We start from the raw sequence: 19,157 nt of genomic DNA, 5'->3' as shown, positions 1-19,157 counted from the left end.
GCACGTCGTTCAAACTGTGCCAGGAAATTGCCATGAGCACCGCAGCCTTCGAATTTCGGCATCGCGCTTCGGCGAGGAGCGGGCGCCGTTTCTCTCGCCAAGGCGGGTCGCTGAACTGCTAGGGGTCAATATGACAGAACTGGCGGGGCTGACCGGTCTCGCGCGCAACACGCTTGCCGCCAAGCCCGGTGCGCGCATGGTCGACGCCGCATTGAGTCCCATCGTCCGTATCCTGGCGATGGCCGGCGAGATGGCCGGTGATGAACATCGTGCGGCGATCTGGTTCAAGCATCAGCCGATCCCCGGTTGGGCCGGAAAGACCGCCTACGATCTGGTTCGCGAAGGCAAGACGGACAAGGTGCTTGCCTATCTGGAGGCAGTCCGCTCCGGCATCTATGCCTGAAACCAGGCTGACCCTGTGGCGCGCTTTTGTGCCGCGCTGGGCCGCTGTGAGCTGCTATGCTTCTTGCACGCGTTCGTATCCGGCCGCCTTCGCGGCCCTGACGAACTTGCGGTCAAAAGTCGCGAAGCCAGCGCAGTGAGCGGACTTGCCCAGATGCAGCGCATCAGCGAAATCCAACCCCTGTTCCGAGAGGTCGAGCGCGGACGACACGACCGCCCCGTCTTCCACCTCTACCGTGGGAAGCCCGCTAAACACCCGTAGCGTACGGGCGATTTCAAGAGGCGCAAAACCGTAGGCGCTGCGCAACACCCATTCGACTTCCAGCATCACCGTGACGGCGACAAAGACCGGCTGGCTATCGATCAGCGCCCGGGCGCGGGAAGACTGCGACGGGTGATCGCCCGTCAGGTAGCGGACGATCAGGTTGGTATCAATTGCGAGCATGGCGCCGCCGCGCTTCGGCGAGCACGCCCGCGTCCATTTCTTCCAACGTCTTCGGCCTGCCGCTATAGCGCAGCGATCCAAACACGTCCTCTGGCCGCGTCTCGGCGAAGACTGGCGCAGGCTTCAGTAGCACGCCCTCCGGGGTATCCTCGACCAGAAGGCGTGTGCCGGCATGCCATTCCCTCCGTTTCCGGATCGCGCTGGGCAGGATGACCTGTCCCTTGGTCGAGACCGTAGTTACGAGCTTCTCTGCGGCAGCCATCTCGGCACGTCCTTAGGTGTAAGACGAATGTAAGATAGTCGAAGCTCTCGGCAAATTCAAGGCGCAAGCTACTCCTACTTAAAGCGATGACAAGGCAGTGGGCGGCGGGGATTGGTTGTTCCGGAGCGGCGATAATTCGACGTCAACTCCATCAAACCCTGGTGCCGCCGACTGTCATCTGGTTCATCCTGAGATGCGGCTGGCCGACGCCGACCGGCACGCCCTGTCCGGCCTTGCCGCACATGCCGATGCCGGTGTCGAGCTTAATGTCGTTGCCGATCATCGCCACACGATGCATGGCATCCGGCCCGTTGCCGATCAGCATGGCGCCCTTGATCGGTTGCGTCACCTTGCCGTTCTCGATCATGTAGGCTTCGGTGCAGCCGAACACGAACTTGCCCGAAGTGATGTCGACCTGGCCGCCACCGAACGACACGGCATAGATGCCGTTCTTGACCGAGGCGATGATCTCGTCCGGCTCCATGTCGCCTGCTGTCATGTAGGTGTTGGTCATGCGCGGCATAGGCTCGTGCGCGTAACCTTGGCGTCGTCCGTTGCCCGTGGCTTTCATGCCCATCAACCGGGCGTTCTGGCGGTCCTGCATGTAGCCGACCAGCTTGCCATCGTCGATCAGCACGTTATGGGCCGATGGCGTGCCCTCATCGTCGACGGTAAGCGAGCCACGCCGCTCGGGCAGGGTGCCGTCATCAACGACGGTGACGCCTTTCGCTGCCACCTGCTGGCCAAGCAGGCCGGCGAAGGCCGACGTCTTCTTGCGGTTGAAATCGCCTTCCAGCCCGTGGCCGACCGCCTCGTGCAACATGACGCCCGGCCAGCCGCTCGACAGCACGATGTCGAAAGTGCCGGCAGGTGCTGGAACCGCTTCGAGATTGACCAGCGCTTGCCGCAATGCCTCCTTGGCCGCGTGCCGCCAGCTGTCCTCGATCAGGAATTCACCAAAATCCTTGCGGCCTCCCATGCCGTAGGAGCCGCTCTCCTGGCGGTCGCCGCCGCCGACCACCACCGACACGTTGATCCTGACCAGCGGACGGATGTCGCGCACCATCTGGCCGTCGGCGCGCACGATCTCGACATGCTGCCAGGAGGCGGCGAGCGACGCCGTCACCTGCCTGACGCGCGGATCCTCGGCCCGCAGCCATGCATCGATTTCCTGAAGCAGCTTGGCCTTGGCTTCGAAGGAAGGTGAGGGGATAGGGTTTCCGTCGCCGTAGAGATGGCGGTTGGTGCGGGCAGGCGCTGCGGCAAGCGTACCGGAATAGCCGCTCTTCACCGTCGAAACGGCATCGGCGGCGCGCAGCAGCGAGGCTTCGGAGAGATCGCTGGAATGGGCGTAGCCGCTGGCTTCGCCGGCGACGGCGCGCAGGCCGAAACCCTGGTCGGTGTTGAAATTCGCGGTCTTCAGCTTGCCATTGTCGAACATCAGCGATTCGCTTTCGCTATATTCGAGAAACAGTTCGCCGTCGTCGGCGCCGTTAATAGTCTCGGCAACGATTTGCTTGATGCGATCGTCGGAAAGGTCAAATTGGCCGATCAGGCTGTTCATGGCAGGTCCATTCGCAGGAGGATTGTTTCCCACGATGTAGGCGCGAAGGCCCTCACAGACAATCTGAAATGAGATTTGCCGTGACCCGGCCGGTCAACATCACTGGATCGTGCTACAAGACCCAGTCTCAAGGCAGGGCGGCGAAGCCGTCGGCGAAACCCTTGAGGTCGACGGGAATGCCGATGCCCTCTTCCGGCGTCTGGAAGACGATGAAGGTCGCCGACGTACCGGTCTTCAGCGTGTCGAGCAGCGGCTTTTCCAGGATGACCTCGGCATAGCAGCCGTCCTGGAAACAGCGCACGAAATAGGCACGGCCGATATCCTTGCCGTCGACATTGAGGCCGAGGCCGTTGGGCAACAGCACGCCGAGCGGCGCCAGCACACGCAGGATTTCGGCCTTGTTGTCGGCTGTGAGGAGCACGACGACGGAAAGCCCCATTTCCGGGCGGTCCTCGGCGACGACGTTCTGCATCATCACGCATTGTTCGGATGTAGCACCGGCCGGCGTATCGCAGATGATCGACCACGCCCCATGCGTCGACTTCACCGTGCCGCTTGGCTGCGCGGCATTGGCCAGGCCGGCGCCGGACAAGGCTATTGCGGCGGCAACAAAGATGACCTTCGCCAAGGTTCTCGAAAGCCAAGGGTTCATGACGGCTCCATTGCGAATCACGGCACTTTAAGCCGCACTAAACCCAAGTAAAGGACGAGACCCCGGCGATCTGCCCCGACACAGGCGACAATGCGCTTTTCAGTGCCAATTTCGCCCTAATTGCGACGGCTCCGCACGCCGCGCGGCTCATTCTACCCGGATGCCGCTCTGGTGATTCGCGGCAAGCAGTCACCGCACGAAGCCACAGCCGCGCTTGCGCGCAAAAATGCCGCACGGGTTCCGGCGCTCCTTTCTTGCGGAGGCAAATAGAGTATGGTTTGAACCAGCCTTGAATTGTCCGGGATTCCCGTCCCGGCATTGTTCGACATTCTTGCGGTCCGATCGCGAGGAACTGGGAGATGACGAGGGCGATGAGAAAATTCCTGGCAACCGCCAAAATCGTAGCTAGTGCCGCCGCCACGTTGTTTGCCGCTGCATCCGCTCATGCAGCCCAGCCCCAACCTTGGGAAACCAGTTTTCAGCCTCCGGCGACCGACATTATGCGGCAGATCGAGTGGTTCGGGAACTACTCGTTCGCGTTCATCATTGTGATCACCGCCTTGGTGCTTTTCCTGATTGCCTACTGCATTTTGCGGTTCCGGGCGAGCGTCAACCCGACGCCGTCGCGCACCAGCCACAACACGCTGATCGAGGTCATCTGGACTGTCGGTCCCGTGGTCATCCTGCTCTGTCTCGCCATTCCCTCGTTCCAGCTGCTGACCGCGCAATACACGCCGCCGGAAGAAGCCAAGCTGACCGTCAAGGCGACCGGCAATCAGTGGAACTGGGACTACGAATACCAGGTCGACAACACGCTTTCCTTTAATTCCGCGATCCTTCAGGATGCCGACAGGGCTGCTGCCGGCAAGGAAGATCGCGCCGCGTATCCGCGCCTGCTCGCCGTCGACAATGAGATGGTGGTGCCGGTCAACACCATGACCCGGGTGCTGGTGACGGCGACCGACGTCATTCACGCCTTTGCCATGCCGTCCTTCGGCATCAAGACCGATGCGGTGCCGGGCCGCATCAACGAGGTCTGGTTCAAGGCGGACAAGGAAGGCCTCTATTACGGCCAGTGCTCGGAACTCTGCGGCAAGGACCACGCCTTCATGCCGATCGCCATTCGCGTCGTCTCCGATGCACAATACAAGACCTGGCTGGCGGCAGCCAAGACCGACCTTCCCGGCGCCAACAAAGCGCTGATGGCCGAGGTCGATGGCACGAACAAGGTAGCGGCCGCCGGCAATTGATGCCGCGACCAGAAAAGATTCAGGGAACGGAGCCGACCATGGCGAACGCTGCAGCTCACGACGACCACGACCACAAGCCGTATCATGGCTGGGTCCGGTGGGTGTATTCGACCAACCACAAGGACATCGGTACGCTTTATCTGATCTTCGCGATCATGGCGGGCTGCATCGGTGGCGCCTTGTCGGTCGTCATGCGCATGGAATTGCAGGAGCCGGGCATCCAGATCTTCACTGGCCTGGCGCAGATGGTCTACGGCATGAACGGCGACGCCGCCATCGACGGGGGCAAGAGCATGTACAATGCTTTCACCACCGCGCATGCGCTGATCATGATCTTCTTCATGGTGATGCCGGCGCTGATCGGCGGCTTTGCCAACTGGATGGTGCCGATCATGATCGGCGCGCCGGATATGGCCTTCCCGCGCATGAACAACGTCTCGTTCTGGCTGCTGCCGCCGGCTTTTATCCTGCTGATTTTCTCGGCCTTCGTCCCGAGTGCGCCCGGCGCCTACGGCGTCGGCGGCGGCTGGACGCTTTACCCGCCGCTGTCGACATCGGGCCAGCCTGGACCAGCCATGGATCTGGCGATCCTGTCAATCCACATCGCCGGCGCCTCCTCGATTCTTGGCGCCATCAACTTCATCACCACCATCTTCAACATGCGCGCGCCCGGCATGACCATGCACAAGATGCCGCTTTTCGCCTGGTCGGTGCTGATTACCGCCTTCCTGCTGCTGCTGTCGTTGCCGGTGCTGGCCGGCGGCATCACCATGCTTTTGACCGACCGCAATTTCGGCACCACCTTCTTCGCCCCGGACGGCGGCGGCGATCCGATCCTGTTCCAGCACCTGTTCTGGTTCTTCGGCCATCCGGAGGTCTACATTCTGATCCTGCCGGGTTTCGGTATCATCAGCCATATCATCTCGACCTTTTCGAGGAAGCCGGTGTTTGGCTATCTCGGCATGGCCTATGCGATGGTTGCCATCGGCGCGGTGGGCTTCATCGTCTGGGCCCACCACATGTACACGACGGGCCTATCGCTCGACACCCAGCGCTATTTCGTCTTCGCCACCATGGTCATCGCGGTGCCGACGGGTGTGAAGATCTTCTCCTGGATCGCCACTATGTGGGGCGGGTCGATTTCGCTCAAGACCCCGATGCTGTGGGCGATCGGCTTCATCTTCCTGTTCACTGTTGGCGGCGTCACCGGTGTGCAGCTGGCCAATGCCGGCCTCGACCGCCCGCTGCACGACACCTATTTCGTGGTCGCGCACTTCCACTACGTGCTGTCGCTGGGCGCGGTCTTCGCGATCTTCGCCGGCTGGTACTACTGGTTCCCGAAGATGACCGGCTACATGTATTCGCCGGTGATCGCCAACACCCACTTCTGGGTCACTTTCGTCGGCGTCAACCTGGTCTTTTTCCCGCAGCACTTCCTCGGCCTTTCCGGTATGCCGCGTCGCTATATCGACTATCCGGATGCCTTCGCCGGCTGGAATATGGTGTCGTCCTACGGCTCGTACATCTCGGCTGTCGGCGTCGTCATCTTCCTGTTCGGCGTCTTCGAGGCGTTCCAGAAGAAGCGGGTCGCCGGCGCCAATCCTTGGGGCGAGGGTGCGACCACGCTGGAATGGCAGCTGCCTTCGCCGCCGCCGTTCCACCAGTGGGAACAGTTGCCGAAGATCAAGTAGGCGGTTGCCTCCTTAATACGGAACCGCCGGCCGGCCGGCGGTTTTGGCCAACGGAATGATGGACTTTAAGTACGCATGGCCCTTGCCGAAGACAGACTGATTGACGAGCCGGGCTTCCGCATGTCGGAAGCGACGGCGGGCGATTTCTTCGCCCTGCTGAAGCCGCGCGTCATGTCGTTGGTGGTGTTCACTGCGTTTGTCGGCATGGTCGCCGCCCCGGTGACCATCAATCCGCTGCTGGCGGTGATCGCGATCCTGGCTATTGCCATTGGCGCCGGCGCGTCCGGTGCGCTCAACATGTGGTACGACGCAGACATCGATGCGGTGATGACGCGCACCGCCGGCCGTCCCGTGCCGGCCGGCCGCATCCGGCCAGGCGAGGCATTGAGTTTCGGGTTGGTGCTGTCGGTTCTGTCGGTGATGACGCTCGGCGTGCTGGTCAACTGGTTGGCAGCGTCGCTTCTGGCCTTCACCATCTTTTTCTATGCCGTCATCTATACGATGTGGCTAAAGCGCTGGACGCCTCAGAACATCGTCATCGGCGGGGCTGCCGGTGCCATTCCGCCGGTCATAGGCTGGGCGGCGGTAACCGGATCGGTCAGCCTCGAAAGCTTGGTGCTGTTCCTGGTCATCTTCCTGTGGACGCCGCCACATTTCTGGGCGCTCGCGCTCTTCAAGTCGGAGGACTATGCGAAGGCAGGCATTCCGATGATGCCGAATGTCGCCGGCCAGGCCTCGACCAGACGCCAGATCTTTGCCTATGCGCTGGTCCTCGCGCCGGTTGGCGTGCTGCCCTGGGTTCTCGGGTTCACCACGCCGGCCTATGGCATCGTTGCATTGCTGCTCGGCGCCGGCTTCGTCTGGTATGCGTGGAAGGTGCTGCAAATGGCCGATGACGACCGGGCGATGAAGCCGGCCAAGGCCTTGTTCGGCTATTCGCTGCTCTATCTCTTCGCCATCTTCGCCGCCTACCTTGGCGATTGCGTCGTCGCGCGCGCGCTGACCATCGGTGGAGCATGAGCATGATCGAAAAGAAGCTTGAACTGGTCACGCTGACCGAACGTCAGCAGAAGGCCCGCCGCAATCGCTCGGCCGCAATCGGTTTCGCGCTGGCGGCGCTGGTCGTCATATTCTACGTCGCGACCATCGTGAAATTTGGTCACAGTTTCCCCGGCTCGATGTGAGCTCACAATGACCAGGCAAACAGTCACCGATCCTAAGAAGAAGAATACGAACCGCGTCGTCGCCGGCGTCTGCATCGCGTTCTTCGGCGGCATGATCGGCATGGCCTACGCCGCGGTACCGCTCTACGCGATGTTCTGCCAGGCGACAGGCTACGGCGGTACCGTCAAACGGGCGACCCAGCAATATGCCGATCGGGTGCTCGATCGCGACATCACCATCCGCTTCGACGCCAACACCGCCGGCGTTCCCTGGCAATTCCAGCCGGTCGCCCGCTCGATCACCATCAAGATCGGCGAGACCGCCGAAGCGCATTTCAGCGCGACGAACAAATTCAGCCGGCCCATTACCGGACGCGCCACCTTCAATGTACAGCCTGAACTGGCCGGACCTTACTTCAACAAGGTCGAGTGTTTCTGCTTCACCGACACGACACTGAAGCCGGGGGAGACACTGGACATGCCGGTCGTGTTCTATGTCGATCCCGATATCGTCAACGCGCCGGAACTGAAGGATTTGAGGACGATTACCCTGTCCTACACGATGTTCCCGGTCGACAAGACCAAGCCGGTCGCATCATCGGTGCCGGCCGACGGCCGCCGCAACAAGATTTCAGATACCGAAGCAAGCCTCGGGGGTTGATATGGCAGACGCACACGCAAAACCACAACATGACTACCACCTCGTCGACCCGAGCCCGTGGCCTTTCCTGGGCTCCGTCGGGGCGCTGGTGACCGCGTTCGGCGGCGTCTGTTACATGCAATATCTCAAGGGCGGCGATTTCCCGATCTTCGGTTTCAACATCGCTAATCCATGGTTGTTCTTCATCGGCCTGCTGATCGTCATCTACACGATGTTCGCCTGGTGGTCGGATACGATCAAGGAGGCGCATGAGGGACACCACACCCGTGTCGTGTCGCTGCATCTGCGCTACGGCATGATCATGTTCATCGCCTCCGAGGTGATGTTCTTCGTCGCCTGGTTCTGGGCCTTCTTCGACGCCAGCCTGTTTCCGGGCGAGGTCCATCAATACGCCCGTACCGCCTTCACCGGCGGCGTCTGGCCACCCAAGGGCCTCGAAGTTCTCGACCCCTTCCATCTGCCGCTCTACAACACCGTCATCCTGCTTCTGTCGGGTACCACGGTGACCTGGGCGCACCACTCGCTCATCCACGGCGACCGCAAGGGCCTGATCAATGGCTTGGTGCTGACCGTCGGCCTCGGCATGCTGTTCACCATGGTGCAGGCCTACGAGTACATGCATGCGCCGTTCGGCTTCAGGGATTCCATCTACGGCGCCACCTTCTTCATGGCGACCGGCTTCCATGGTTTCCACGTCATCATCGGCACGATCTTCCTGCTGGTCTGCCTGATCCGCGCCATGAAGGGCGACTTCACGCCCAAGCAGCATTTCGGCTTCGAGGCCGCCGCCTGGTATTGGCACTTCGTCGACGTGGTGTGGCTGTTCCTGTTTGCCTCGATCTACGTCTGGGCGTCGAACGGTGCGATGATCGAACCACACTGACATTCGCCTCAGGAAATTGAGGCCCGAGGAATTGGGGTCTCAGGAAATCGACAAGGCGGCTGCGGCGACGTGGCCGCCTTATCTTTTGCGGCAAATGCTCCTAGGATGACCTCATGAGCGACGACAAGGCGATCTGGCCACCAATCGATCCGATCTCGGCCGGCCTGCATGGCCGCTGCCCCCGCTGTGGCGAGGGCAAGCTGTTCTCCGGGTTCCTCACGGTCGGTGATCGCTGCTCCAATTGCGGCCTCGATTATTCCTTCGCCGATGCCGGCGACGGGCCGGCGGTGTTCGTTATCCTAATCATCGGCTTTATCGTCGTTGGCCTGGCGTTGTGGATGGAGGTGACGCTCAATCCGCCGCTCTGGCTGCATCTGCTGCTGTGGATTCCGCTGACGCTGGTGCTTTGCCTGGCGGCGCTCCGGCTGATCAAGGGCGTGCTGCTGACGCTGCAATACCGCAACAAGGCGGCCGAGGGCCGGCTGGACCGCGGCGAATGAGCGAGGCATCCGGTTCGGTGGCCGGCCGGTCGCGGCCGAAGCGCGCATTGGCACTCGGCCTGGGTATCGTCGTGTTTTTGATCCTGCTGGCGCTCGGCACCTGGCAGGTTCAGCGCCTGCACTGGAAAGAGGGGCTTCTCCAGACGATAGACCAGCGCACGCATTCGGCGCCTGTGCCATTGGCCGAGCTCGAAAAGCGGTTTGCTGCCGCCGGCGACGTGGACTACACGCCGGTGATAGTGACCGGCACTTTCCTGCATCAAGACGAGCGGCATTTCCTCGCCACCTGGGAAGGCCAGTCCGGTTTCGACGTCTTCACGCCGCTACGGCTCGACGATGGCCGTTTCGTGCTGATCAACCGCGGCTTCGTGCCTTACGATTTCAAGGATCCAGCCAAGCGGCCGCAGGGACAGGTAACGGGCAAAGTGACGGTGACGGGGCTCGCCCGCAACCCGCTGCCGGCCAAGCCCTCGATGATGCTTCCCGACAACGATCCGCAGAAGAATATCTTCTACTGGAAAGATCGTGACGCGATGGCCTCGAGCGCCGGCCTGCCGACAGGTGCGGCGCTGGTGCCGATCTTCATCGATGCGAACGCCACCCCCAACCCCGGCGGGCTGCCGGTTGGCGGTGTCACCGTCATCGACCTGCCGAACAGCCATCTGCAATATGCGATAACCTGGTACGGCCTTGCCGCCGCCCTTGCCGGCGTCCTGATCTCCTGGCTCCGCCGCCCGGCGAAAGACCAATGATCGCCGCCACTACCCTTGACAGGGCAGGGCCGCGCACCTCATTTCCCGCCTTGAGCTCAGAAGTCATAGTCCGATCAACCGGCCTACAATCAGCGTAAGATGCAATCATGCTTCACACAAAGCCGCCGCTGACCATCCGGCTCTGCCAGCCCCGCGGTTTCTGTGCGGGCGTTGACCGTGCCATCCAGATCGTCGTGCTGGCGCTGAAGAAATACGGCGCGCCGGTCTATGTCCGCCACGAGATCGTGCACAACCGCTACGTCGTCGAAGGGCTGCAAAGCCTCGGCGCGGTGTTCATCGAGGAGCTCTCCGAGATCCCGCCCGAGCATCGCCAGAGCCCGGTCGTCTTTTCGGCGCATGGCGTGCCGAAATCTGTGCCGGCCGACGCCCAGTCCCGCAACCTGTTCTATCTCGACGCGACTTGCCCGCTGGTCTCGAAGGTCCATAAGCAGGCGATGCGCCATCAGCGGCTTGGCCGCCACGTGCTTTTGATCGGCCATGCCGGGCATCCAGAGGTGATCGGCACAATGGGCCAGTTGCCGGACGGCGCGGTCACTCTGATCGAGACCGAAGCCGACGCCGCAAGCTTCGTGCCCGCAGACCCGCAGGCGCTCGGTTTCGTCACCCAGACGACGCTGTCGGTCGAGGACACCGCCGGCATCATCCGCGCCCTGCAGCAGCGTTTTCCCGACCTGCACGCGCCGGCGGCGGAATCGATCTGTTATGCCACCACCAATCGCCAGGAAGCGGTCAAGGAAACAGCGGCCGGCGCCGATCTCTTCCTGGTTGTCGGCGCACCTAACTCCTCCAACTCGCGGCGCCTGGTCGAAGTGGCCGAGCGCGCCGGCGCCTCGATGTCGCTTCTTGTGCAGCGCGCCTCCGAAATTCCGTGGAATGAGATTGCCGGCATTTCGACGCTCGGCCTGTCGGCGGGCGCCTCGGCGCCGGAGATCATCGTCGACGAGATCGTCGATGCGTTCAGGCAGCGCTTCGACGTGACCATCGAGCTGGCCGTGACGGCGACGGAGACGGAGGACTTTCCGGTGATGCGGGTGTTGCGCGATGTCGAACTGACGGCTGCCGACATGGCCTTCGTCAACGGGGCCGCGTAGCAACGATGGCGGTTTACACCGACGTCAACGAGGGCGAGCTCGGCGCATTCCTCAGGAACTATCCGGTCGGCGACCTCTTGTCCTACAAGGGCATCGCCGAAGGTACCGAAAACTCGAATTTTCTGCTGCACACCAGCAGCGGCTCCTACATACTGACGCTTTACGAGAAGCGCGTCGACAAGGCTGACCTGCCGTTCTTTCTCGGCCTTATGGCCCACCTCGCCAGAAAGGGCATTTCGTGCCCGCTCCCGGTCACCGCACATGATGGTGGTGTGATCGGAACACTTGCCGGCCGGCCGGCGGTCATCATCACCTTTCTCGAAGGCCTGTCGCTGAGGCGGCCGACGGCTGCGCATTGCGGCGAGGTCGGCAAGGCGCTGGCGGCACTGCATCTCGCCGGCGCGGATTTTCCGATGACCCGCCCCAACGCCCTTGCCATCGATGGCTGGCGCAAGCTGTGGAATGCCGCCCGCGCCCGCGCCGACGAGGTCGAGCCGGGACTGGCTGCCGAGGTCGATGCCGATTTCGCCGATTTCGAGCGGAACTGGCCGAACGGTCTGCCGCGAGGCATCATCCATGCCGATCTTTTCCCGGACAATGTGTTCTTCCTCGGCGAGAAACTGTCCGGGCTGATCGACTTCTATTTCGCCTGCAACGACCTCTACGCCTATGACGTTGCCACGTGCCTGAACGCCTGGTGCTTCGAGAAGGATTTTTCCTTCAATCTGACCAAGGGCACGGCGCTGCTTGCCGGCTACCAAAGCGTGCGGCCGTTGAGCAGTGACGAGAAAGCTGCGCTGCCGATGCTGGCGCGCGGTTCGGCGCTGCGCTTCATGCTGACCCGGCTCTATGACTGGCTGACGGTCCCGGACGGCGGGCTGGTGATGAAACGCGACCCGACCGAGTATATCCGCCGGATGCGCTTCCACCGGGCGATCAACTCTCCTTCCGAATATGGACTGACATGACCAAGCGCGTTGAAATCTTCACCGATGGTGCCTGTTCGGGCAATCCCGGGCCTGGCGGCTGGGGCGCAATCCTGCGCTTCAACGGCGCAATCAAGGAGCTCCATGGTGGCGAGGCTGCCACCACCAACAACCGTATGGAACTGTTGGCGGCCATCTCGGCGCTTAATGCGCTCAAGGAGCCCTGCGCCGTCGATCTTTATACCGACAGCAACTATGTCAAGGACGGTATTTTCAGCTGGATCGACGGCTGGAAGCGCAACGGCTGGAAGACGGCCGCCAGGCAGCCGGTGAAGAATGCCGAGCTGTGGCAGCAGCTCGACGCGGCGCGTAACCGCCATCAGGTCACCTGGCATTGGGTCAAGGGCCATGCCGGCCATCCTGAGAACGAGCGCGCCGACGAATTGGCGCGGCTCGGCATGGCGCCTTTCAAGAAAGGCCTCGTCAAGACTGCGGCGCCAGAACCAGGTTCGCAGTCAAAGCAGCCGGCGGCCACAAAGGCGCGGCGCTCGACGCAAAGCTATTGAATTCCGGCTGCGGGTCCGCTCTCTGGCAGGAAGAGCTGTTATCATGCCGATTGCATACTACATCACGCATCCCCAGGTTCAGGTCGATGCCAACGTTCCAGTGCCGGAGTGGGGACTGTCCGACATCGGGCGAGCGAGAACATCTGCAATGCTCGATCAGCCGTGGGTTGGGTCGATCCGGCGGATCGTGTCGTCGGGTGAACGCAAGGCGATAGAAACCGCCGGGATACTCGGAAGGCATCTCCGCCTTGCAGTCGAGGTGAGGGAACGGATGCATGAGAATGACCGATCGGCAACCGGTTTCCTGCCGCCATCGGAGTTCGAGGCGGTCGCCGACCAATTCTTCGCCAATCCAAACAGCAGCATTCGTGGATGGGAGCGAGCTATCGAAGCCCAGCGTCGTATTCTAAGCGAGGTAGACACTGTGCTACGCACCGACGCCGCCGTCGACGTTGCTTTCATAGGTCACGGAGGTGTCGGAACGCTCCTGCTGCTCTCTTTGAGCGGTCGGGAAATCAGCCGCGAGGCGGATCAGCCAGCGGGCGGTGGGAACTACTTCGCATACGATATCAGCGCGCGTCGCGTTATCCATGGATGGCAGCCGATCGACAGGCCGACGCAGCGCCGCGACGGTTAATTACCTATCGGATCAGCAGGGCGGTGCCGAACAGTCCGATGGCAAACACCGTATGCGACACAAGATTGAGGGCGCGGACCTGCATCGGATTGGGGCGCTTCGAAGCGGCCCAGCCGGCGCCCATGCCGGGCGCCAGCAGAAACCATCCGGCGCCGACGGTGACGATACCGAGCATAAAAGCCGGCAGGAAGGTCGGCGCGGTGAGCCAGGCCGTTCCGGCCAGCACGACCAGTATGATGCCGTAGACGATGCCGACAGCATAATGAAAGGCCCAGCCAAGTACTGATTCATGCGGGTAGGGCGAGGCCTCGCCAATGTCGTCATGGAAGACCTCGCCTTCCCTGAGATGCCAGACCCAGCGGCCGACCAGCCCCCAGTTCGGCCGCGGTTGAGCAAACGCCTTGCTCAGGAAAATCGCCCAGACATCCATAAGCGCGGTTGCGCCGATGCCGATCGCGACGCTGCGCCAGACGATGTCAGACATAATCGAGGTCCCCAAAAGCAAGCAGTCCCGAAGAGCCGACGCATGGTCCCGAAAACCGGGTCGGCTTTCGGAAGGATCATGCGCCGATGCAAAAGTCAGCGTCCTTTGGACGTTGAGCGCTCGAAGGCGCCCTTTGCCGTGCCTGGCCTAGGCTGTCGCCAGGACGGAAAGCTGTCCGAGAATGTGAGCCGCACCGGATTCGTCGACGCCGGGCTTTGTCTCGACATTGAGTGCGGTGACCTTGCCGTCATCGACGATCATCGAAAAACGCTTCGAGCGTAGCCCCATGCCGCCGCTGGAGAGGTCGGCGTCGAGGCCGACCGATTTGGCGAAATCGCCATTGCCATCGGCAAGATAAAGGATTTTGCCTTCACCGCCGCTGAAGCGGGCCCAAGCCCCCATGACGTGAACATCGTTGACCGAGACAACGGCGATAGTGTCGACGCCGCGCGCCAGGATGGCGTCGTAATTGTCCAGGTAGCCGGGCAGATGATTGTTGCTGCAGGTCGGCGTGAAGGCGCCTGGAACGCCAAACAGCACGACCTTCTTTCCTGAGAATATCTCGCCCGTCGTGATCGGCCTTGCACCGTCGGCGGTCATTGTCTTGAAGGTCGCATCGGGCAGTTTGTCGCCAACGGAGATCGTCATGATGGTCCTCGCTTGGAAATGGAAGGGAGCTCCTTGCGATAGCGAATTAAGGCGCGCCCGGCAACCGTCCAGACGTTGGCATCACGGGAATGGCAACAGGCCTTCGACCGCGCCTGCGGCACTTGTCAGTGTGTAGTGCAGGCCGCCATCGGTTGGCGTTGTCGACGGCCTGTCGAGGATCGGTACAGTAAAGATCAGCTTGCCATCCTTTTCGCTGCGTGCCGGGGCACCGAACATGTAGTCGCGTTCGCCGGCAACGAAGAAGTCGGCGCCCTCGGGGCTGCCCGGAAAGCTCGCTTCGACAATCAGCGTTTCGTGGTCGCCCGGCAGTACGTTTATGCCGAAATCGGGCGTTGCCGTGGCGGGCAGGGTTGCAAGGCCCGCCTTGACCAGTGCCGCATCCTCGGCGTTGTCGGGATCGGCGCCGGGATCGACGGTCAGCCTTGTCTGCACCGGGATGCAGATGGTTTCGCAAATGCCGAGGAAGATGTCCGCATCGATGACGGCCGGTTGGCCGGGCGCTGCAAGCGTGAACGTCACCGGCAACGAAACCGGGTGGTCGTAGCCGGCCCATTTGCCATAGCCGTCATCGTGGCGCTGCGGCGGCGGAAACGAAAGCGTCGCGTCGGCAATGTTGGTGCTGGCCGAGACGTCGATCTGTGGCGGCACCCCCGCATCGCCCGGATCGCGCCAATAGGTTTTCCAGCCGGGCTTCAGCGCAATGTCGAGGACGCCCTGGAGACGTCCGGCCTCGTCGGCTTTGCCGCTTGTTATCAGCCGCACCCTGCCGCCTTCGCTGTTGTACCAGGCCGACGAGGAGGCTGAGGCGGGGAAGCCGGTCGCCGATCCAATGGCCACACCAAGCAGCAGGATTTTCAAGCTTTGCATGGCGATGATTTGATCGTCCGTTGATGGCCGCGCAATGATTTCATGACGCCGCCGGCATCATATTTGCGTGACCTTCGGCTTTTGAGCCTGATCAAATCGGGCGCCGCCCATCTTTTCGACGCCCCGGAAACGCGTTACGCTGTGGCCATGGATTTGTTGCGCCATAAAAGGACGGCCGCAGGACCCGGCTTTCTCGACGATCAGTTCCTGATTGCCATGCCCGGCATGAAGGACGACCGCTTCACGCGCTCCGTCATCTACATTTGCGCGCACAGCGACGAAGGCGCGATGGGGCTGATCATCAACCAGACGCAGCAGATGCTGTTTCCGGACCTGCTCGTGCAACTTGGCATCATGAACGAGCTGGAGGCAATTCGCCTGCCGCCGCCGGCGCGCGACTTCGTCGTGCGCAATGGCGGACCGGTGGATCGCAGCCGCGGCTTCGTTCTGCATTCGGGCGACTACCGGGTGGAATCCTCGCTCGCCGTGTCCGATGATGTCTGTCTCACCGCGACCGTCGACATATTGCGCGCCATCTCCTCCGGCCGCGGACCCCGGCGGGCTCTGATGGCGCTCGGCTATGCCGGCTGGGGTGCAGGCCAGCTTGAAAACGAGATCGTCGAGAATGGCTGGCTGACTTGCCCGGCAAGTGCCGAGCTTCTGTTCGACGCCGACATCGATCGCAAATATGACCGGATCCTCGCCTCGATCGGCATCGATCTCGCGCATCTCAGCCTGGCTGCCGGTCACGCCTGAGCCTCATCACGTCCCCGAAACTTGTCACGCTTGAGTGAGCGGATACTGTTCCTTCAGCGTCTTCAGCACCTGGTCGCCCGGCATCGGCGCGCCGAACATGAAGCTCTGCACGTATTCGCAGCCCATCTGCCGCAACTCCAGCGCATCGCTCTCGTCCGAAATGCCTTCGGCGACAACCGACAGGCCGAGTTCATGCGCCATGTTGACCATGGATTTGAGCAGCACCGCACGTTTCGGCGTCGCGTCGTCGACGAAGCTCTTGTCGATCTTGATAGTGTCGAACGGAAAGCGCGTCAGATAGGCCAGCGATGAATAGCCGGTGCCGAAATCATCCAGCGACAGGCCGATGCCAAGCTGCTTCAACTTGGTCAGCACATGGGCGGTCTGCTCGGGATTGTCCATCACCAGCGATTCGGTGAGTTCGAGCCGGAAGCAGCGCGGTTTCAGGTTGGCTCGCGCGATCACCGAGCGGACGTCGCTGACCAGGTCGCGGCGGATGAGCTGGCGGCTGGACAGATTGACCGAGACCGACAGCGGCGCATCGCCGATCTGCTTTTGCCATCCCGCCAGGTCTTCGGCAGCCTGCTGCATGGCAAACAGCCCAAGCTGCACGATCAGGCCGCAGTTTTCGGCAACCGGAATGAAATCCGCCGGCGGGATCATGCCGCGCCGCGGATGGTCCCAGCGCAGCAGCGCTTCGAAGCCTGCGACGCTGCCGTCCTCCAGCCGCACGATCGGCTGGTAGGCAAGCGTGAATTCGCGTCGTTCGATGGCGCGGCGCAGATCGGACTCGAACTGCAGCCGGTCGGTGCCGACGGTGCGGAAGGCGGGACGGAACGGCTCGATCCGGTCGCCGCCGAAGCGCTTGGCCTGATGCATGGCAAGCTCGGCATCCTTGACCATGTCCTCGGCCGAGGTCTGCGTGGCGGTCCAGGTGATCAGCCCGATCGAGGCCGTCAGCACGATCTCGCGCTTGGCGAAGGTGATCGGGTTGTTGATGGCGTGCTTGATGGCATCGGCAATGGCCGCGATGCGGGCCGGATCCTGCTCCGACAAAAGCATCAGCGCGAACTGGTCGCCGGCAAAGCGCGACAGCGAATCCTTCGGCTTGAGCAGTCGGTGCAGCCGCCGCGCGATAGTCAAAAGGATGGTATCGCCGGCCGAGATGCCGAGCCCGTCATTGACCTGCTTGAACCGGTCTATGTCGATGACGAAGACGGTCGGGCGCACCTTCTCTTCGGTGCGGGCAATCGAAATGATCGCCTCCAGCCGGTTCATGAACAGCTCGCGGTTGGGCAGGCCGGTCAGATTGTCGTGCACGGCGTCATGCAGCAGCCGTTCCTCGGATTTCTTCTGCTCCGTCACGTCGACCATGGTGCCGACGCAGCGGATGACCTCGCCGTCCGAGCCGATCACCGGCCGGGCGCGCAACGAAAACCAGTGATAGTGCCCGTCGGCGCCGCGCAGGCGAAAGTTTTGCGACACCCGGCCGCGCCGGTGCTCGAGCACCACGTCGAGTGTCGTGCGAAACGTGTCGCGGTCGTCGGCATGCAGCACCGGCAGCCAGTTGCGGGCAGGGCCGCCGAGGCTGTTGGGGGCAAGACCGAGCTGAATGCTGACGTCGGGACGAGTGACGACGCGGTCGCGCAGCACGTCCCAGTCCCACACAGTATCGCCCGATCCGGCAACCGCCAGCGCCTGCCGCTCAAGGTCGGAGAACAGGCCCTGATGCAGCGCGCCGCCGGCAAAAGCGTGCTGCATCACGGTGAAGCCGATCAGCAGGATGATGAGGATCAGCCCACCGCCCAGCGCCGGCTGAGCGATATCGTTGTCCAGCATGCCGGTGATTGCCATCCACGATCCGCATAGCCACAGCAGAACCATCACCCAACTGGGCACCAGCATGATGGCGCGGTCGTAACCGCGGATACCGAGGAAGATGATCAGGCCGAGCCCGGTCAGCGCGGTGGCGGCGAAGGACAGCCTGGCAATGCCGGCGGCAACCGCCGGATCGATGATGGCGACACCGGCGATCAGCACCAGCCCGAGAATCCAGACCAGTGCGCCGTAGCTGAAATGGCCGTGCCACCGGTTGAGGTTGAGATAGGCAAACAGGAACACCACGAAGGTCGCCGCGAGCGCCACCTCCGTTCCGGCGCGCCACATCTGCTCATTGCCCGGTGAGATCTCTATGATCTTGTTGAGAAAGCCGAAATCGACGCAGATATAGGCAAGCACCGCCCAGGCTAGGGCCGCCGTTGCCGGGAACATCGAGGTCCCCTTGACGACGAAAAGAATGGTCAGGAACAGCGCCAGCAGGCCGGCGATGCCGATGACGATGCCACGAAACAGCGTGTAGGAATTGACCGAGTCCTTGTAGGATTCAGGATCCCACAGATAGACCTGCGGCAGCTTGGGCGAGGCGAGCTCGGCGATGAAGGTAATCACCGTTCCGGGGTTCAACGTCACCCGGAACACATCGGCGTCGGGGCTGGTCTGACGGTCGAGCGCAAAGCCTTCGCTGGGCGTGATCGCAGCGATACGGGTCGAGCCGAGATCCGGCCAGAACAGGCCGGAATTCACCAGCCGGAAATGCGGTGCGACAATCAGCCTGTCGAGCTGCTGGTCGGTGGTATTGGCCAGCGCGAACACCGCCCAGTCACCGGTCGAGCGCGCATCATTTGCCTCGACCTCGATGCGCCGCACGATGCCGTCCGGGCCTGGCGCGGTCGACACCTGAAAATTCTCGCCCTGGTTCCGGTAGATCGAGACGGCCCCCGAAAGATCGAGCGCAACGTCGTCGCGGGCGATCTTGATCGGTTCTACGGCAAACGCCGAGGATGCCGCGCAGAGCGTGACGATTGCCGCCAGCATAAAGGCAAGCAGCGACCCCTTGCGCAGAAAATTCGTCAAAA

At 62.3% G+C, this 19,157-nt stretch carries 22 protein-coding genes; 14 read left to right on the top strand and 8 right to left on the bottom strand.

What is annotated here, in order from left to right:
* Positions 1–16: 16 nt before the first annotated feature.
* Positions 17–403 carry an antitoxin Xre/MbcA/ParS toxin-binding domain-containing protein gene (locus tag NKI25_RS30095; RefSeq protein ID WP_352622970.1) on the top strand — a complete coding sequence of 129 codons (387 nt, stop codon included), beginning with the start codon at positions 17–19 and terminating at the stop codon, positions 401–403.
* Positions 404–457: 54 nt separating this feature from the next.
* Here the strand turns inward: NKI25_RS30095 and NKI25_RS30090 are convergent, their stop codons facing one another.
* The 4 genes from NKI25_RS30090 to NKI25_RS30075 all read right to left on the bottom strand — a co-directional run bounded on the left by NKI25_RS30090 (position 458) and on the right by NKI25_RS30075 (position 3,325).
* Complete coding sequence (locus NKI25_RS30090) at positions 458–847, bottom strand: type II toxin-antitoxin system VapC family toxin (protein ID WP_023674128.1); 390 nt, start codon at positions 845–847, stop codon at positions 458–460.
* Positions 834–1,109 carry an AbrB/MazE/SpoVT family DNA-binding domain-containing protein gene (locus NKI25_RS30085; protein WP_023674129.1) on the bottom strand — a complete coding sequence of 92 codons (276 nt, stop codon included), beginning with the start codon at positions 1,107–1,109 and terminating at the stop codon, positions 834–836. Before NKI25_RS30085 ends, NKI25_RS30090 begins: the two co-directional genes overlap by 14 nt.
* 151 nt (positions 1,110–1,260) lie before the next feature.
* On the bottom strand, positions 1,261–2,673 hold the full coding sequence (gene tldD / locus NKI25_RS30080; protein ID WP_353000182.1) for a metalloprotease TldD: 1,413 nt from the start codon (positions 2,671–2,673) through the stop codon (positions 1,261–1,263).
* Positions 2,674–2,800: 127 nt separating this feature from the next.
* The gene (locus NKI25_RS30075) at positions 2,801–3,325 is read right to left on the bottom strand and encodes an invasion associated locus B family protein (RefSeq protein ID WP_353000180.1); all 525 of its coding nucleotides are present in this window, start codon (positions 3,323–3,325) and stop codon (positions 2,801–2,803) included.
* A gap of 359 nt (positions 3,326–3,684) precedes the next feature.
* Here NKI25_RS30075 and coxB point away from each other — a divergent pair, with 359 nt between their 5' ends.
* The 12 genes from coxB (at position 3,685) to NKI25_RS30015 (ending at position 13,466) form a co-directional block, all read left to right on the top strand.
* Entirely contained in the window at positions 3,685–4,575 is an 891-nt protein-coding gene (gene coxB / locus NKI25_RS30070) for a cytochrome c oxidase subunit II (RefSeq protein ID WP_352622968.1), read from the top strand.
* A 38-nt stretch (positions 4,576–4,613) separates the two neighbouring features.
* Complete coding sequence (gene ctaD / locus NKI25_RS30065; RefSeq protein ID WP_352622967.1) at positions 4,614–6,266, top strand: cytochrome c oxidase subunit I; 1,653 nt, start codon at positions 4,614–4,616, stop codon at positions 6,264–6,266.
* Between the two features lie 75 nt (positions 6,267–6,341).
* Positions 6,342–7,286 (top strand): heme o synthase, encoded by a 945-nt coding sequence (locus NKI25_RS30060; RefSeq protein ID WP_352622966.1) that lies wholly within the window; start codon positions 6,342–6,344, stop codon positions 7,284–7,286.
* Positions 7,283–7,450: a cytochrome c oxidase system small membrane protein gene (locus NKI25_RS30055; protein WP_502894815.1), complete on the top strand. Its 168-nt coding sequence runs from the start codon at positions 7,283–7,285 to the stop codon at positions 7,448–7,450. Before NKI25_RS30060 ends, NKI25_RS30055 begins: the two co-directional genes overlap by 4 nt.
* 7 nt (positions 7,451–7,457) lie before the next feature.
* Complete coding sequence (locus NKI25_RS30050) at positions 7,458–8,090, top strand: cytochrome c oxidase assembly protein (protein ID WP_352622965.1); 633 nt, start codon at positions 7,458–7,460, stop codon at positions 8,088–8,090.
* 1 nt (position 8,091) lies between these two features.
* Positions 8,092–8,973, top strand: coding sequence for a cytochrome c oxidase subunit 3 (locus NKI25_RS30045; RefSeq protein WP_352578608.1), 882 nt, complete (start codon positions 8,092–8,094; stop codon positions 8,971–8,973).
* A gap of 113 nt (positions 8,974–9,086) precedes the next feature.
* Entirely contained in the window at positions 9,087–9,473 is a 387-nt protein-coding gene (locus NKI25_RS30040) for a DUF983 domain-containing protein (RefSeq protein WP_352621654.1), read from the top strand.
* On the top strand, positions 9,470–10,225 hold the full coding sequence (locus NKI25_RS30035; protein WP_352622964.1) for an SURF1 family protein: 756 nt from the start codon (positions 9,470–9,472) through the stop codon (positions 10,223–10,225). The genes NKI25_RS30040 and NKI25_RS30035 overlap by 4 nt, the downstream gene beginning before the upstream one ends.
* Positions 10,226–10,332: 107 nt before the next feature.
* The gene (gene ispH, locus NKI25_RS30030) at positions 10,333–11,337 is read left to right on the top strand and encodes a 4-hydroxy-3-methylbut-2-enyl diphosphate reductase (RefSeq protein WP_352829439.1); all 1,005 of its coding nucleotides are present in this window, start codon (positions 10,333–10,335) and stop codon (positions 11,335–11,337) included.
* A gap of 5 nt (positions 11,338–11,342) precedes the next feature.
* Complete coding sequence (locus NKI25_RS30025) at positions 11,343–12,305, top strand: homoserine kinase (protein WP_023674141.1); 963 nt, start codon at positions 11,343–11,345, stop codon at positions 12,303–12,305.
* Positions 12,302–12,829, top strand: a complete 528-nt coding sequence (rnhA, locus tag NKI25_RS30020) for a ribonuclease HI (RefSeq protein WP_023674142.1) — start codon at positions 12,302–12,304, stop codon at positions 12,827–12,829. The genes NKI25_RS30025 and rnhA overlap by 4 nt, the downstream gene beginning before the upstream one ends.
* A 43-nt stretch (positions 12,830–12,872) precedes the next feature.
* Positions 12,873–13,466, top strand: coding sequence for a histidine phosphatase family protein (locus tag NKI25_RS30015; protein ID WP_352456891.1), 594 nt, complete (start codon positions 12,873–12,875; stop codon positions 13,464–13,466).
* Between the two features lie 4 nt (positions 13,467–13,470).
* Here the strand turns inward: NKI25_RS30015 and NKI25_RS30010 are convergent, their stop codons facing one another.
* The 3 genes from NKI25_RS30010 to NKI25_RS30000 form a co-directional block, all read right to left on the bottom strand.
* Positions 13,471–13,950 carry a DUF2938 domain-containing protein gene (locus NKI25_RS30010; RefSeq protein ID WP_352571387.1) on the bottom strand — a complete coding sequence of 160 codons (480 nt, stop codon included), beginning with the start codon at positions 13,948–13,950 and terminating at the stop codon, positions 13,471–13,473.
* Between the two features lie 147 nt (positions 13,951–14,097).
* Positions 14,098–14,598 (bottom strand): peroxiredoxin, encoded by a 501-nt coding sequence (locus NKI25_RS30005; RefSeq protein ID WP_023674145.1) that lies wholly within the window; start codon positions 14,596–14,598, stop codon positions 14,098–14,100.
* A gap of 81 nt (positions 14,599–14,679) precedes the next feature.
* Positions 14,680–15,486, bottom strand: a complete 807-nt coding sequence (locus NKI25_RS30000; protein WP_353000178.1) for a protein-disulfide reductase DsbD domain-containing protein — start codon at positions 15,484–15,486, stop codon at positions 14,680–14,682.
* A 147-nt stretch (positions 15,487–15,633) separates the two neighbouring features.
* Here NKI25_RS30000 and NKI25_RS29995 point away from each other — a divergent pair, with 147 nt between their 5' ends.
* Positions 15,634–16,242: a YqgE/AlgH family protein gene (locus tag NKI25_RS29995; protein WP_031211061.1), complete on the top strand. Its 609-nt coding sequence runs from the start codon at positions 15,634–15,636 to the stop codon at positions 16,240–16,242.
* 24 nt (positions 16,243–16,266) lie between these two features.
* Here NKI25_RS29995 and NKI25_RS29990 read toward each other — a convergent pair whose 3' ends face one another.
* Positions 16,267–19,155, bottom strand: coding sequence for an EAL domain-containing protein (locus NKI25_RS29990; RefSeq protein WP_023674148.1), 2,889 nt, complete (start codon positions 19,153–19,155; stop codon positions 16,267–16,269).
* Between the last annotated feature and the right edge of the window lie 2 nt (positions 19,156–19,157).

Origin of the sequence: Mesorhizobium sp. M0808 (genome assembly GCF_040320025.1) — a bacterium.
Lineage (GTDB): Bacteria > Pseudomonadota > Alphaproteobacteria > Rhizobiales > Rhizobiaceae > Mesorhizobium.
This window is presented reverse-complemented; position numbering and strand designations above follow the sequence as displayed.